Annotated in this window: 12 protein-coding genes; 5 read left to right on the top strand and 7 right to left on the bottom strand. The window is 59.4% G+C overall.

Going from position 1 to position 15,624, the window contains the following annotated elements:
* Positions 1-29: 29 nt before the first annotated feature.
* Positions 30-1,274: a nucleotidyltransferase domain-containing protein gene (locus tag ABVV53_RS09505; RefSeq protein WP_353984133.1), complete on the bottom strand. Its 1,245-nt coding sequence runs from the start codon at positions 1,272-1,274 to the stop codon at positions 30-32.
* A 146-nt stretch (positions 1,275-1,420) separates the two neighbouring features.
* Here ABVV53_RS09505 and ABVV53_RS09510 point away from each other — a divergent pair, with 146 nt between their 5' ends.
* Genes ABVV53_RS09510 through ABVV53_RS09525 form a run of 4 tightly spaced genes read left to right on the top strand, consistent with a single transcriptional unit; the run spans position 1,421 to position 6,212 of the window.
* Positions 1,421-1,747: a helix-turn-helix domain-containing protein gene (locus tag ABVV53_RS09510; RefSeq protein WP_353984134.1), complete on the top strand. Its 327-nt coding sequence runs from the start codon at positions 1,421-1,423 to the stop codon at positions 1,745-1,747.
* Positions 1,744-2,649: an ImmA/IrrE family metallo-endopeptidase gene (locus ABVV53_RS09515; protein WP_353984135.1), complete on the top strand. Its 906-nt coding sequence runs from the start codon at positions 1,744-1,746 to the stop codon at positions 2,647-2,649. Before ABVV53_RS09510 ends, ABVV53_RS09515 begins: the two co-directional genes overlap by 4 nt.
* A gap of 51 nt (positions 2,650-2,700) precedes the next feature.
* Positions 2,701-4,821, top strand: a complete 2,121-nt coding sequence (locus tag ABVV53_RS09520) for a RecQ family ATP-dependent DNA helicase (protein ID WP_353984136.1) — start codon at positions 2,701-2,703, stop codon at positions 4,819-4,821.
* Positions 4,818-6,212, top strand: a complete 1,395-nt coding sequence (locus tag ABVV53_RS09525; RefSeq protein ID WP_353984137.1) for a DNA-processing protein DprA — start codon at positions 4,818-4,820, stop codon at positions 6,210-6,212. Before ABVV53_RS09520 ends, ABVV53_RS09525 begins: the two co-directional genes overlap by 4 nt.
* Before the next feature lie 316 nt (positions 6,213-6,528).
* Here the strand turns inward: ABVV53_RS09525 and ABVV53_RS09530 are convergent, their stop codons facing one another.
* From ABVV53_RS09530 to ABVV53_RS09555, 6 genes are all read right to left on the bottom strand, one after another.
* Positions 6,529-8,481, bottom strand: coding sequence for a DUF3732 domain-containing protein (locus ABVV53_RS09530; protein WP_353984138.1), 1,953 nt, complete (start codon positions 8,479-8,481; stop codon positions 6,529-6,531).
* Complete coding sequence (locus tag ABVV53_RS09535; protein WP_353984139.1) at positions 8,478-8,966, bottom strand: three component ABC system middle component; 489 nt, start codon at positions 8,964-8,966, stop codon at positions 8,478-8,480. The genes ABVV53_RS09530 and ABVV53_RS09535 overlap by 4 nt, the downstream gene beginning before the upstream one ends.
* Positions 8,963-10,087 (bottom strand): ABC-three component system protein, encoded by a 1,125-nt coding sequence (locus ABVV53_RS09540; protein ID WP_353984140.1) that lies wholly within the window; start codon positions 10,085-10,087, stop codon positions 8,963-8,965. Before ABVV53_RS09540 ends, ABVV53_RS09535 begins: the two co-directional genes overlap by 4 nt.
* A 530-nt stretch (positions 10,088-10,617) precedes the next feature.
* Positions 10,618-12,765 carry a hypothetical protein gene (locus ABVV53_RS09545; RefSeq protein ID WP_353984141.1) on the bottom strand — a complete coding sequence of 716 codons (2,148 nt, stop codon included), beginning with the start codon at positions 12,763-12,765 and terminating at the stop codon, positions 10,618-10,620.
* A gap of 330 nt (positions 12,766-13,095) precedes the next feature.
* Positions 13,096-13,950 (bottom strand): hypothetical protein, encoded by an 855-nt coding sequence (locus ABVV53_RS09550; RefSeq protein WP_353984142.1) that lies wholly within the window; start codon positions 13,948-13,950, stop codon positions 13,096-13,098.
* A gap of 251 nt (positions 13,951-14,201) precedes the next feature.
* Entirely contained in the window at positions 14,202-14,633 is a 432-nt protein-coding gene (locus tag ABVV53_RS09555; protein WP_353984143.1) for an Rrf2 family transcriptional regulator, read from the bottom strand.
* A gap of 87 nt (positions 14,634-14,720) precedes the next feature.
* Here ABVV53_RS09555 and ABVV53_RS09560 point away from each other — a divergent pair, with 87 nt between their 5' ends.
* On the top strand, positions 14,721-15,500 hold the full coding sequence (locus ABVV53_RS09560) for a class I SAM-dependent methyltransferase (RefSeq protein ID WP_353984144.1): 780 nt from the start codon (positions 14,721-14,723) through the stop codon (positions 15,498-15,500).
* Positions 15,501-15,624 lie beyond the last annotated feature (124 nt).

A 15,624-nucleotide genomic window follows, 5' to 3' on the forward strand; every position in this document is an offset into this window, starting at 1 on the left:
CTCTTCGATCGTCAGCGCGTGCTCCGGCATCAAATACGCACACCGTAAAAGCTGTGAGGCTGCGCTCGGGCGATGCTGGGGGTCGCTGCTACCCCCACGATCCCGGCCGTCGGCAACAGCAGACCGCCCTTTCGCGTATAGCGTTGATCGGCTGACTGAACACCTGCACCGATCTCGTTCGCCATTCGGTCTGCCGCCTTGGTGACGACGCGGTCGCCGAAACGGCTGCGTAGCCAGTCCATCAGTCGGTCGGCCGCGAGATCGCCGCGCTTGACGCCTTCAAGCCCTGCAACCAACTCCTTCAGGTAACCGGCGAACTCGTCTTGCTGCCCGATCGTCTCGGGCCAGCGGTCGGTGAAGACGTCATCTGCGCAGACCGGGTTTGCCACATGTAACTTCTGACCACAGCGGGAAGCCTGTTCGATATCGCCGATGATCCAGTTGGCGATGCGTATGACCATTTCGGACAGCGTGCTGTCGGGCTTAGCGGCTGTGCCGGCATAGTAGGACAGCATTACGGAAGGCGGAGTGCGGCCCCTATAGGTGGCGTAGCGAATATTTCGGAACCGCTTCACCAGCTGCAGCGCCAGCGTTGCCGTGTTCTTGACGATGAACTCGCACTGATCGGGGACATCGTCCACCTCAGCATCAGCACGGAGGCCAGAAGCTTCGAGATTGAGCCAATGGTCATGGAATGCCTTGGCCATACGATATTCGAGCGGCGTTCGACCGCGATACCATTCCACAAAACCAAATGCGTTCATGTCGACGAAACGGTCGTCGGTCGAATTAGTCGGCCCCTTGGCGTGGGTGATGTAGCTCTCCCGATCGAGCGTGCCATAGGCACGTAGCGCCGGGGTGATGTCGAGGTGCATGCGGTCGGCGTAATAGAGGGTCACGCACCGTGTCTGGCGGACCACCTTTTGGACCGGATAATTCTTGAGGGCGCGCTCGAGCGCGAGGAGGATCGCAAGAGGGTCCATCTGGCGAAACCGACCGCCGAGTTGTGACACGATGTCGAGATCATACTCGTCGTCAGTGCCCCGACTGGAGATCGTGGCATCGATCGCCATCGAACCCTGCGGATAGAAATGCTCGATCTGATCCTTGAACGCGGGATCGGCTTCCAGATGAGCGCGCGCCGCGCCGTAGCGGCCGCCCGCTTTTCCGTGGAGCGACGGCGGAAGCTGCGCGCTCAGCGCGATCTCCGCCAGGATCCGGTCGAGCGGATCGTCGAAAGGGTTCCGGCCCTGAGGCGAAAATGGCGCGTTCAACGGTAACTCCTGGAGGCAGAGCCTCGGTTCAGCTTGTGAGTAGATCAAATATAGCTACTCTGAACTTCACCATCTGCCTGTTGCATGCTGCTGTCAAGGGCGCTAGAGTTCGCCTACTCCGAACATCTGCAAGGGTTTGAATATCTATGGAGATTAAATTCGGCGACCGAATCAAAGAGCGCCGGACGGCTCAGAAAATGACGTTGGAGCAGTTGGCCCAGGCGACGGATTCATCCAAAAGCTACATCTGGGAGTTGGAAAACAAAAACCCGCCACGCCCCTCCGCGGAGAAGCTGTCGGCGATCGCCAAAGCCTTGAACGTGACCGTGGACTATTTGTTCGGCCGCGATGATCAGACGCTGGAGCAGGCCGAAGACAAGGCCTTTTATCGGTCCTACAGCGGTCTGCCGCCCGAGACGCGTCGGCAGCTTCGAGAGATGGCGAAGATACTCGGCGCGAAGAAACCCGAATGACCGACGACGCCCGGCTTCGTCCCCTCAAAGAGGCTGGTCGGATCACCAAGATGCTCGACACCGTCTTCGGAACGGACCGGTTTGATCGGGGCCCGGTCGATATCGCAAATCTCGCCCTGGAATATTCCGCCAATGTCGCGCCGGATGGGCGAATCCACGACGTGGTGGAGCGCGACATTCCCGGTTGCGTCGGCGCGCTGGTCTGCAGCGAAACCCAGCCACGGCAATGGGCGATCATGTATAATCTGGGCCAGTCCGCCGGCCGCCGCGCCTTCACCATCGGGCATGAATTCGGCCACTACGTGCTGCATCGCCAGGCGATCGAGACCGATGATTCGTATGACCTTGGTATTTATTGCGACGAGGAGGCCGTCACCCAGCGGAGCGGGCATGGGATCGAGCAGGAAGCCGATGCCTTCGCAGCCGCGCTGTTGATGCCCTTCCATGATTTCCGGGCACAGCTGTCGGCGAAAACGCGACCTAATTTTGACGTTCTCGGCACCTTGGCGAAGCGTTATGGCGTGTCGCTCACGGCGGCGATCCTGCGCTGGCTCGAATATACCGAGACCCGTGCCATGCTCGTTGTGTCGAACGAAGGCTTTGCGCATTGGGCAAAGCCCAGTCGAGCCGCACTCAGGTCGGGCCGCTATATTCGCACAAAGAACGAAGTGTTCGAGCTCCCGGCGCTCGCCACTGCGGTGATCAGAGATTTCACCGAGGAGGCTAAAGCTGGAATCCCGCAAGACCTGGGCGTCTGGTTTCCCGAACCGGTGGTGGAGATGTGCCTGCGATCGGATCGCTATGACCAGGAACTCACGCTTCTGCATTTTGAAAGCAGCGGACCGTGCCATCACGACGAGGAAGCAGTCCCGGACAGCTTCGATCGTTTCCAGGAAGGCTGATCATCTGCTTCCCGGCGAAGACTTTTTCGGCATTCCAGGCTGCACAGCTAGGTGGCGGCATTGGGATGTACGCGGAAACCGAGGGGCAATACGATGAACTATAATCCAGGTCGCGCACTCGAATTGCTCAAAATCGGTTCCGGCCGCGCCGATGCTAGTTTCCGGGATGGCCAGGAAGAAGCGATCCATCACACCGTCGACGGTCGAGGCCGGATATTGGTCGTCCAGAAAACCGGCTGGGGAAAAAGCTTCGTCTATTTCATTGCATGCAAATTACTGCGCGAGCGCGGCTTCGGGCCCGCGCTGCTGATCTCACCTCTTCTCGCACTTATGCGTAATCAGATTGCGGCAGCAGAACGCATGGGTGTCCGCGCCGCTACGATCAATTCCGACAACAGCGACGAGTGGGCGTCGGTCGAGGCCAAGCTTGCTCGGGGTGAAATCGATATATTGTTGATCTCGCCGGAGCGTCTAGCAAATGAGAGATTTCGCACCCAGGTGCTGGCAGGGATCGCGGCGCAAATCTCGCTCCTCGTCATTGACGAGGCCCATTGCATTTCCGACTGGGGGCATGATTTTCGCCCGCACTATCGGTTGTTGGAACGGATCGTCAGGACCCTTCCAGCCAATCTGCGGCTGTTGGCGACCACCGCAACTGCCAACAATCGCGTGATGGAAGATCTCACCGCGGTCCTCGGACCGGATCTCGATGTTTCGCGAGGCGATCTCAATCGCAGCTCGCTATCATTGCAGACAATCCGATTGCCGAGCCAGGCCGAGCGCTTGGCTTGGCTCGCCGAGCAGCTCGCGACACTGCCAGGTCACGGCATCATCTACACTTTGACAGTGCGTGACGCCAATCAGGTTGCGCAATGGTTGAAAACGCGGGGCTTCAATGTGGAAGCTTACACCGGCGAAACGGGCGAACAGCGTGAGGCATTGGAGCAGGCATTGCTCGACAATCAGGTAAAGGCGCTGGTCGCAACCACGGCGCTGGGCATGGGCTACGACAAGCCCGATCTTGCGTTTGTCATCCATTATCAGATGCCGGGATCGGTGATTGCCTATTACCAGCAGGTTGGTCGGGCTGGACGTGCCTTGGACTCTGCTTACGGCATACTCCTCAGCGGTCGGGAAGAGGCGGACATCACCGATTGGTTCATTCGCAGTGCCTTCCCCACGCAACAGGAGGTCGCCGAGGTCCTCGAAGCACTGGAAGCGGAGCCCGACGGCTTGTCTGTCCCCGACCTTCTAAGCAGGATCAATCTCAGCAAGCGACGGATCGACAAGACGATTGCTCTTCTCTCGCTTGAATCACCGGCGCCCATCGCCAAGCAAGGCACCAAGTGGCAGCTGACGGCGGCAGAGCTGGCCGACAGCTTTTGGGAACGCGCAGAACGGCTCACGGCGTTACGGCGAGATGAGCAGCAACAGATGGAGAACTATGTCGGCCTGCCGTTCGGCCAGCACATGGGCTTCCTGATCGACGCGCTAGACGGCGATCCCGGCGTGGTGACCGGGCCGACATTGGCTCCGCTGCCGACGGAGGTGCACGCGGATCTGGTCAGAGAAGCGATCGCATTTCTGCGGCGAACCAGTTTGCCAATCGAACCGCGCAAGCAGTGGCCCGCCGGCGGCATGCCGCAATACGGGGTCAAGGGCCGCATTGATCCGGGTTGCCAGGCACAGTCCGGCAAGGCGTTGTGCGTCTGGGGCGACGCCGGGTGGGGCGGTTTGGTCCGACGGGGAAAATACCAGGATGGTCGATTTTCCGACGAACTCGTCACGGCCTGCGCGAATATGGTTCGCGCATGGAGTCCGGATCCGGCGCCGGCTTGGATCACCTGCGTGCCATCGTTGCGGCATCCGGATCTTGTACCCGATTTCGGGCAGCGACTGGCGGCGACGTTGGGCCTGCCATTTCATATGGTTCTTGCCAAAACGGATGCCAGACCTGAGCAGAAGACGATGGCGAACAGTACCCAGCAGGCCCGAAATATTGACGGCTCCCTTGCGCTTAACGGAGCGCCGGTACCTTCTGGGCCGGTGCTTCTGATCGACGATATGGTCGACTCCCGTTGGACTCTTGCGGTATCGGCGTGGCTTTTGCGGATGAATGGTAGCGGCGAGGTGTGGCCGCTCGCCCTTTCCCAGACGGGTCAGAACGAATGATCCCTACGCTCTCCTCAAATACGCAAGCGATCTTGCTGCTGACGGCCCCGCTGATCATTGGACGGGGCACCTCGACGCCAGACCTGCTGAAAGCGGGTGAATACAGGCGTCTCGCTCGTCTTTTGCGTGATATTCAGCAACAGCCAGCCGATCTTGTCGGGCCGCACGCTAACGATATCTTGCGCGCCTGCCAGCCCGCTGTCGAAGAGGATCGTCTCAAGCGTTTGTTGGGCAGGGGGTTTTTGCTGAGTCAGGCCATAGAGCGCTGGCAAACGCGTGCTATCTGGGTGATCAGTCGGGCAGATGCGGATTATCCCCGGCGCTTTAAGGCTCGGTTCCGGGAAGACGCGCCAGCTGTGCTTTATGGCTGCGGCGATGTTGGTTTGCTGGAAAATGGTGGCTTGGCTGTCGTCGGGTCGCGTGACGTGGATGCCGCGCTGATCGATTATACCATGTCTGTCGGAAGTTTGGCCGCTCGTGCCGGCAGAGCTGTCGTCTCGGGTGGAGCCAAGGGCATTGACCAAGCCGCAATGCGGGGCGCTCTGGAGGCAGGTGGTCAGGTGTGCGGTGTGTTGGCAGACAGCCTGGAAAAGAATGCGATGAACCGCGAGCATCGAAACATGCTGCTTGATGGCCAACTGACGCTGGTTTCACCTTACGATCCCGGTGCTGGGTTCAACGTTGGCAACGCGATGCAGCGCAACAAGCTAATCTATGCCTTGGCAGATGCGTCGCTGGTGGTCAGTTCCGATATCAACAAGGGCGGCACCTGGACAGGGGCGGTCGAACAGCTCGAAAAGCTTAGGTTCGTTCCGGTCTATGTTCGGTCGATCGGCGAGCCCTCGCCTGGCCTTGAGGCGCTGCTCAGGAAAGGTGCGCTTCGCTGGCCAAACCCGGTCGACGTGGAAGCATTGGAGGAGGTGTTCGCTGAACCGGCCCCGCTGTCCCCAAAGGCCGAGCAGGGTGGCCTTCCACTAGATGCAGGCGACGCTCGCAAGGATGATGCGTATGTGTTACCCAAATTAAATGCACTTCAAACTGAGGAAGGTAATACGGATGTTGCTGCAGCGGCAAATTTAAAAGAGAGCCCAGAACCTGACAGTTCCGATGAATCCCGTGCCGTTACTTCGACGTCGTTGACGTCAAGTATAGAAATCGATAATGTCACACAGATCCGCGGAATTCCCGCGGAGAATTTATTTTCTGCGGTGCGCGAAGCGATTCGGCAGATACTAAGCACACCTATGAAAGAATCCGACGTTGCTGCGGCCCTAGAAGTGTCAAATTCCCAGGCAAAATCTTGGCTGAATAGACTTGTAGCTGAAGGTTTAATCGAAAAACGCAACAACCCATCCAGTTATGTCACCAAAAGCAAGCAGCTGTTTGAGTAGATTAGAGACTCAGAACGGTATGATACGGATTGCGTTGAATAGAATTTTGCGGCGGCGATTTCTTGACCGGAAATAATCAGATTTGGTGGGTGTAGGGCCCTCTCGGCAGTGTCCGGCTATACGCACTCGACGACAGCTGTACGCCTCCGGGCTGCCGTGCGATGGCAGATCTATGCCGCAAGTCCGGGCATTTATTCGGCTTTGTCCAATACGGTGGCGAATCGACGGTCCTCTGGAAAATCGCTCGGACGACCCTCAGTTGCGGCAGAAACTATCCTCAGCGATGGCGCTCGTGAAAGGCTGCTTGAAGCCGGGCTCAGTCAGCGAGCTCTGCGAGATCCGGCCAATCTTCCGGTACCAGCGCGGGTGGCTTGGTCCAAGGGTGCTCAATTAGGGCTTCCTGAAACCAAGGATTGCGCAGATTTGCGTGCTCTGTGACGATAATCTGGAAACCAGGTGCGTCCTCACGTGCGAATCTATCGAGTAGTTCAAACAGCCGCCGCACTGCCTCGAGATCGGCGTCCTGCTCGGTCTTTTCGATCGAGCCGCCGGCTGCCTCGTAAGAGGCTTCCGACGGGAAATAGACCTGGGTGGGCTGATCGATCAGCAAGAATCGTGGGAGAGGCTGCTTCTGGCTTGCCGCGAAGCGATGAAGCGCCAGCAGAGCCGCCAGATGATAAGCAAGATGGTTCTCGCCACCCCCGGTCCGCTGCATGAAGATTGGACGGCCAGGCCGATCGAGCGCTACCGTCAGATTGTGCAGGTCAAGCCGCGCCGGGTATTGGCTGAACTCACCACCGAGCGCCGCAATGTAGCCGGACATATGCATCGAGATATTGTTCATAGTCGACGCAAGCCGGGCGCCCGAATCGTCCGCGCCGATGCGCTGTTCGAGATCGGCCACTCGCGCCTTCAAGCGGCGCTGCTCCTTTTCGAGCCGCGCAAGCTCAGTTTCGGGCAGCAGACCCTCGAGAAATAGGCTGATCCGGCCGACGACGCGTGAAGCAGCGTTATTGCGATTGCCCAACTGCACGATCACTTCGCTCGTCGCGATAGCGCTCGATAATTCAACCTCCTTGGCCCGGATTTGCTCGCCGATCGTCTGAAGTTCACGTCGCTGCTCGTCCAGATAAGCATCGAGCTGCGGGCGCTCGCCGACTACTGCGTTCATCTCGCGATCGAGCGATTCCAGATCGGCGAGCAACAGCTGCGCGATCGGGCTTCCCAAAGCGAGGTTCGCCTCCGCGAACGGCCATTGCCACTCGCCGGTCGCCTTGTTGATCGGCAACGCCTTAATTGAGGTCAGCCGGTCATGCTGCTCTACCACCTCTGTCTGAAAGCCATCGGCGCGTCTCGCGTATTGTTCGGCCGCATCGAGACGACGCTGGATTTCGCGACGCTGCTCTCTCAGCGTCACCAGCTCATTCTCGATTCCCGTTATGCGGCCGCCATCGTCCTCGGGGACCGACGTCGGTTTCCAAGTCAACGCTTCCCGCAACCGATCGACGATCTTTGCGTCCGCCGCAGAGCTGGCCGGCAGGATACCAACCGCACGCGCCTCAGACTGGAGCCCGATCGCGCGCTCCTCCGAGGTGTCGATTGCGGATTTAGCTTCCTCCAGCAACTTGGTGTTTAGGCGCAGCTCACGCTGGGCGGCACGCAATCGGGATTCCAGGCTGAACCGATCTCGCGAAGACACACCAAGCAAGATGGGCAACGTGTCCTTAATCGTCTGCGGCTGAAACTGCTCATTCTGGCGGTAGAAGAGCTGATCCTTATTGGCGATGATGGTCTGCTTTTGGAATAGATAGAAATAGGTGTGCTTGATATTGGCGTCATAGCTCTCCCGGCTATTGTCTATCGGTACGTCGGTTGTGTTTTCTGGAATACCGAGCCGCCGCGACAAAAGGCTCACTACACCCTCGTCATCGTCGTTGACCGTGAGATCGTCGAAGTCGGGAACGGTAACATTGGCCCCACGGCGCACCATGGCGAGGCTGCAACTGCTGCGCCCCGGTCCCGGCGCAGGCTTCGCAACGAGCACCTCCTCGCCTTCAAACGTATAAAATACCGCATACCAGGAGACGCGCTCCTGGATAATACCTTCGGGAATGTTGAAGGTCGATCGCCCCATGCAATATTCGATGATGTCTGAAAGCGCCGACTTGCCCGTCGACGAGCGCCCCGTGATAACGTTGAGACCGTCATGGAATGACAGGTCGCGCCGACGGCCGTCATGGCTGTAGATGTGGATTGATCTGATTTTCACGGCCTAACGCCCATCGTCATGTAGAGAGTGCTCCGATCGCCGACGCGGGCGAATTCCTTACCAACAAAGCGCGCGACGCGCTGGCAAGAGACCGTCTCGGCGGTGCCGGTGACCGACTTGCGGATACCGTCCGGCACCGCCTTCAGCCGTCCTTGCGCGTCGACCGTGAACAGGCCCATTTGCATCAGGAAGCCCAGGGCCTCGAAGGCATAGGGTAGCAGATCGCTGGTGCGGCGCGCGAAGCCGACGAGCAGTTCGGGATGGATTGCGACGAGCTTCAGCAGATAGCTGCGATTGCCTGCTTGTAGTATCTCGCGCGAGCGCTTGTGGAGGCAAAGCGGCAGCACCAGTAGCATCAGCGAGAAAGGCATGCCGCGTTCGTCCTCCTCCTCATAACCACACAGCGCGCGCATCAGGATGAGGCCGCAAAAGCCAGGGTTGAAGAGATTGCGAATTTCAACCGGTCGTTCATCCCATCGCTTCATGCAGCGATCCCGAGCAGATGTTGAAGGCGCTCCAAAAAGCGGGGATGCCAATAGACTCTTGGCCGCGGGCTCGCGTTGGCGAGTATGTGGAAGGCGCCGCGCACCACATAGGGCTCAGTGACCCGCTCTCGGACGCGCAGTGTCATCGTCTCCATCTCTGCCCAGCGGTAGAGTTCTTTTCCGGCTACGAGGTGGGCGTCCTCGTCGCTGGTGTCGTTCAACCGCTCGAAGACGATTTCGCGATAGCGAGTCCACTCATCGACCAGCAGATCCTCATAGTCCTCGATCTCGCCGGAAATCAGCAGACTTTCCCGCGCCCAGCTTGAGCGCTGCTCGAAGGCGCGATAATAGTCGATGATGGCATTGCGGATGCGGGTCGCCGATAGGTCGAGGACACGGAGCTGCTCGACGAACAGCCGGGGATCGTTGGCGACGTCGATCTGACCGTCGGGCCAGCGCCCTCGGAAAGTGATGGGCAAATTGTCAGCGCGATATTCCTCGGCGATCGCGGACAGTTTGTCAGAGACTTCATAGCCATGGACAGGCTCCTTGCGTTCGCCGGCCAGCATCTTGATGGTGAGATCCATCCACCAGCCTTCGAGGCGCTCGAACACGGCTGTGCGGGACTCCCGCCGGATGGTGCGCAGGTGGAGGTTGATCAACGCTGGTAGGTCGGTGATACGGGGCGTCGCTTCGATGATAGTGATCCGATTGTAGAAATCGTTCAGCTCGTCTTCGCTTAACTGTTCGAGCTCTTTGCTTACCTTGCCGATCAATTCAGATGTGCTTGTGGCGAGCGCCGCCTGCGCTTGTTCTACCCGATCATTGTTGCCGCGCGCGCTTTCGGTGAACAGGGTAAGGAAGGTGCCTTCGCCGAGTTGGGCCGTCGTGAAGAGCAGGAACCGGCCGTCGGATGCGATGCACCCGGTCTTGCGATAATATGACAACCATATCCGAACTGATTTCCAGAAATCGGTCGACAGATTGGTCAGCTTGTCACCACCCGCCTTATGTTTGAGGGAGCCAAGCGATCGGAGGCCATTCTCGGAAACGAACTCGACATCGTCTTCCTTCTCAAGGAAGACCGCGCTGCTTTCAGGAAGCTCTAAAATCTTGAGCAACGCAAATCGCGGCTGGAATATATAGCCGAGCCCTTGTTCGGCCGCAGAAAATGGTGATCCAGATCCCTCCATTATGGACGAATTCTGTTCGATTCACGTCCGCGTCGTAGCTGTCGCATCTGCCCCCCGCGCACGCGTACTACCGTCACTTAGGATGCGATAGTTATTCCAAACCTCGATCAAAGCAACTGGCGATTTTGGTATTCCAGGATCACTCTGAATCGTCCCGCGCTGCCGCGTTACCTTTGTCGACGAAACCAACTACGCGCGTGTGGGCCTGGGAGTGCTGGAATGTATGCCGTCGTGCGAAGCATGCCCGAATGCCGACAGACGTCTAACGGCCGCCCCCCGGTGCTCGTAGTGCAGATGAGCGAACGGACGCTTGCGGGTAGCCAATCCAGGGGTAGGAATGTCCGGGATGTCGGCTGGCGCGGACCTACTTCCAACTTCTGTAGAGTCGGCGGCTGCTGCCTCCTATGGCCAGGACGGAAGAGGACGGGCTCGAGAGAAAGAATTGGGCGCTCCGAGCGTCAGCGGCGCTTCTTCCGGACCCGTTTCTCCCGCTTCTTGCGGACCTGCCTCACCGCCTTGGTCGCTTCCTTTCGAAGCTTGGTGACGCTGGCGGGATCGAATCCAAAAAAGTCGCTCAGCCTCTGCATGTCCATTTCGCCGGCGCTCCATTCGACCGTGACGCCGAATGTGTCGTCGGAGAAGCGCATGAAGGAGGGGAAGCCCTCGCACCTGGCCATCATCAGCCTGGACTGGAACGGATAGCCTAGTTCTTCAGCGAAGCGCTTGGGCGTCGGCTCATCGCCTTTCCATAGATCATGGATGGCGATGCGGTGGAGGACGCGCTTGCCAGGCTCGATCTGATGATAGTTTTTGATGTGGACATAGCGCTCACGGAAGAAGCGCGTGAGCGAGGACCAGTCGGTGACACAGATGCCCTCGTCGGCGCCGTCATCGGCGACGGGCAAGGAATACAAAACGACTGGGACGATAGTCTTCTCGCGCGGATCGATCCCGGAGACGGCGATCGACATGTCGGGGTGGCGAAGCAGCCCGTCGATCTGGCGTTGCAGCTGCTTCCGGAACTTCGTCCGGTCGCGCGCCTGATTGTAGGCTAGCCGCGGTTTCAGATTGGATGGACCGCGGTTCTTGCACTCGAAAACGAACAGATGGTCATCCCAGGGCACCAGCACATCGAGCTCATACGGCTCGCCATCCCGCTTCGTGTCGATCGAGTAGGCGTCGAAGCCTTTCTCCTTAAAAAATTCAAGCACGCTGCGTTCGAACGCCTTGCCCTTCGCTTTGAACTCTTCTTCCAGACGGGTGAGATTCGACAGCGCGATGCGCGCAGGATCGCAATCGGCCGCTGCACCCGTCAGCAGAATCAGCGATCCGTCCGCACACTCTAGCAACGGGCAGTCGAAAAGATCGTCGGTGTCGATGTGCATAGTCGCGTTGGCGATGAAGGCTTTGGCTGATGCCTCACTAAGACCGACGCGAGAGAGGTGAGCGGCAAGATTATCGGGCGTGAGACTGAGGAAGCCGCGCTCGACGGCCGAGGTGCCTTCCGCGATCGTCTCGGTGGCGAGGCTGCCCAGCAGCGCATATCCGCGGACCCACTCCAGCAGCGTGCAGCCGTGATAGCTATTGGTGTCGAGCGGATCGAGAGCGATGAAGTCGAACAGCAAGCCGGCGCTGCTCGCCTCCATTAGCGAAAGGAACCCGCCGGGCGGCAGCGGCACGATCCCATCGGCATCCATGACGAGGTCACCGACCGAACTTTCCATCATCGTATCGCCAAAGCTCTGCGCGGCGACGTCCGCGAGGCGCTGATGCGCGATCCAGTCCGGAAGATCGGCATAGCTGGGATGATGCAACCGCAGGTGCTTCGCCTGAGGCGGGACCTGGTCCTCCAGCCTAGCGTCGCGTTCCTCAAGCCGGCCGGCCCAGAGCCGCGCCCGCGTCTCCGCCGTGACCCAACGGTACCATGACACACCCAGGTCGACGATGTCCGCAGCAGCAGCCAGATCAGCATCATCGACCGCGATCATATCGGGAAGAATGATGCGACCATCTGGCTTGGCCCAACCATTGGTTCGGGCCAGCATCCCAATCAGGATGGTGACGAAGGCGCTATAAATAAAGGCGGCACCGTCGACGTCGGTCGACATGCCGCTCGATGTCTGCCCCTGGACAGAGGTGCCCAAGGTCGAGCCGGTCTTATAGACTGCCGTCTGCCGCACCTGATCCAGCTCGGCCGCGGCGCGCGTCACCGCCGCCCATAATTGGCGGGTTGGCGGGAGCTTCGAGATTGTGGCTCTGGCCAAGCTGGACAGAATCTCGCGATATCCATTCTCAGCTATCTCAATGGTTCGCCGGATCTCCTTGATGCGCTCTTCGTCGTCGGGGCCGCGCACATCAGACACAAGCTGCATGACCATGTCGAAAAGGGCATCGCGCTTGGCCTCCTTCTGCTTGGCCGGATATCGGAAGATGACGGATTCGCTGTCGCGCAACACCGTGCACAGCGCGTCGAATACTATATCGTCGAGCCCCACGGCTCGGAGTTCCGCGTTGAGATCTGCGGCTGACAATCGAGCGAGCGTGTCCCGGACCTTCCCCTCGTTCCAAACAGCAGGCTCATTTTCGACTTCTGAGTTAGCCCCCATTCACGCGCAACCTTTGACCTAACATTGCGCCATCGCGCCTTGCATTCTACTGGACCACTCTCCGATATCAGAGATGAGGAACGTCCAAATACGTAGAACGGGCCGCGGCAGCTTGGCGCGAGTTTCTCGCTCGGATCATACATTTCAGCCAAAGCATTTCCATTGCCGTCTATCGACAAGTTATCTGACATCGGCGTTCGAATGAACGATCGGCCGCTTCCAGGGAGTGTCGGGGAGGGCCCGAACGTCGGCAATGTCGGCGAAAACCGCCTTTGGTTTTCCATCGAACCACGCCTCACGCCGAACTCCCGAGGTGTTCGATCAGGCTTCTCAGCTTTTGGTTGATGGTCGAGGTGGGGAGAGCATCGGCTCGCGTAGATGCGGATACTGTGTCAGGAACCGCTCACGCGCTTCGGGTGAGCCCACGATATAGATCTCGCCGGGGCCGCAGGCATCCTGCAGGGCCTGCTTGGTTTTCCTGTCAATATTCGCGCTCGCGGGGCCGCCCCAGCTCATATCCTCGCCCAGACGAGCCAGCGTTCTGCCGCTGATCCTGTCCCGCAGGATGAAATAGCCGGCCGGATCGACGCCAAGACCTATTTCCGAATGAAACCACGCCAGCTTGTCGGCAGGCTTGCCGTCGAAACCAACAAAAAAGCAACCGTCTCGCAACACGACCTTGCCGTGGAAAAGGGCCTGGAGCTGAATCCCAGTTCGCGTTCTGGAGGCGGGCCACACGCGGATTGCAACTTGTGCTGCCTGACTCACCGGAGGAAGGCTCATCTCCGGTACAAAGCTCCAGCGTATATGACGGGGCACCCGCCACTCATTTTCCGTTACCCAGTCTTTGAACTCCTGTTCGGTCAGACCCGTGTCGATCATCTCGACTGCCTCGTCGGCCGTCTTGCCGGCGAGCCCATAGCCGAGGAGCGCTCCGTGTTCTTGCAGCCGCGCGATCCACAAGTCGCCGATTGCCTTTGCGTCGGGCGGGGGAGACGAAGTGGCTTCCCATGTTTCTCCCTTGCCACCCGCCGCCGGTTGGCCGAGCAATGTAGCGTAGTTGGGCGAGGGAGCTTCGGTCCGCGTTGAAAAAGCGGGCACCGGCCCGGGCTTCGCATCACTCTGTTCCGGATCAGCCGGCGAACATCCGACACATAGCGCCACGAGGGGCAGGAACATCCGCATGATGAACAGCTTCTTCTAGCCCTCCTTACACACGGCTGAACAACAGGAAGCGCGTCACTTCGGCAGAAAAACCATCTGACACGCCGAAACATGATCAGCAGAGAGTCACCAATCACCGCAACTGAGCGTGCCCTGGTACCCCCCGATACCCGCTGCTTGTTACCCGATGTTTATGCTTGAACGTACCGCCGCTTTCGGGAGGGCAATCTGGGGAGCTAAACGAAGACTGCTCTGTCGGCGGCAACAGACCGCTAAAAACCGGAACTGCAACGCGCATCGAAGCGTCTTGCCAATTCTGCGAGACTGAGTGTCCCCAGCCTCGAGACCAACATCGCCTCTGCCTCGTTGAGCGCGCTTTCCAGCGCTTCGTTTACCACCCGTTCGACCGCGCAGTCGGCATTCGGGTGCTCGTTGCCGATCGTGAAAAGACGTGGTCCGCCCACCGCTCGATGGATGTCGAGCAGCGACACGACTTCGAGATCGGCCACGATCACCCAGCCGCCACCGTGCCCCTTTTCCGATCGCACGTAGCCCGCCTCCCGCAAGCCCGCCATCGTTCGGCGCACCACAACGGCGTTGGTGCTCAACATGCGTGCGATCTCGTCAGAGGTCATCGGGCCATCGTACCGCGCCATGTGCAGGAGCACGTGGAGCATTCGCGATAGTCGGCTGTCATTGCGCATGGTGCGATCTTTCGCGGGCTAACATGGATTGGCAAGAGCCCGGATTCACGATACTTATAATGTTACGTGATTCGTGGAATGGCGAGAATGGCTGAATTCGAGAACCCCAACCATTGGGACATCGCGGCCCAGCATTACGAGAAAACCGCGCATCCCTTCACGGAGCGCTTTGCCGAGGCCGCGCTCACCCGCGTGGCGCTGACGCCCGATTGCCGCGTCCTCGACGTTGCGGCCGGCACCGGTGCGCTGGCTTTGCTGGCGGCTCGAACCGGGGCAAAGGTGCTGGCGACGGACTTCTCATCCGGGATGATCGCGCGCATCGCGGCGAGGAATATGCTCAACGTCGAGGCGCGCGTGATGGACGGTCAGGCGCTGACGCTGGAAGACGCCAGCTTCGATGCGGCGTTCTCGATATTTGGCGTCATCATGTTCCCGGACTGGCGCAAAGGCTTAGCTGAGATGGCGCGGGTCACGCGCCCGGGCGGACACGGCGTGATCGCCACCTGGCGGGAGCACGGTGCCGCGACCTTCCTGCTGCTTGGCCAGATCCGGCGCAAGCTGTTCCCCGATCGAGAGGGCATGACGATGCCCGAAGCCGTGAAGGCGCTGAGTGAGCCGGCAGACTTCGCGCGCGAACTGATCGCGGCCGGCTATCGCGATCCCCGGATCGAAAGCGTCACCCATGACTACATGCTGGACTTGACAGCGCTGAACGAGCCGGCCTCTGTGTTCGGAATGTCTCCTGACTGGATCAGCCTGGATCAGACCGAGAAGGACGCAGTGATCGCGGAGGTTTGGCAGATGGCAGGCGAAAGCGCATTCCTGCCCATATCTTCTACTGCACTGATTGGAGTAGCTCGGCGCTAGAGCTGAACAGCCGGCAGGTATCACTTGCCGGGAGCGATCGCTTGAACGGCAGAAGTGTCGGCGCAGTTCGTCGATCGTGGCGAACGGCAGCAACTACGCCATTGGCTTCAGAACGCTGCTCGAC

Origin of the sequence: Novosphingobium kalidii, from assembly GCF_040534015.1 — a bacterium.
Lineage (GTDB): Bacteria > Pseudomonadota > Alphaproteobacteria > Sphingomonadales > Sphingomonadaceae > Novosphingobium > Novosphingobium kalidii.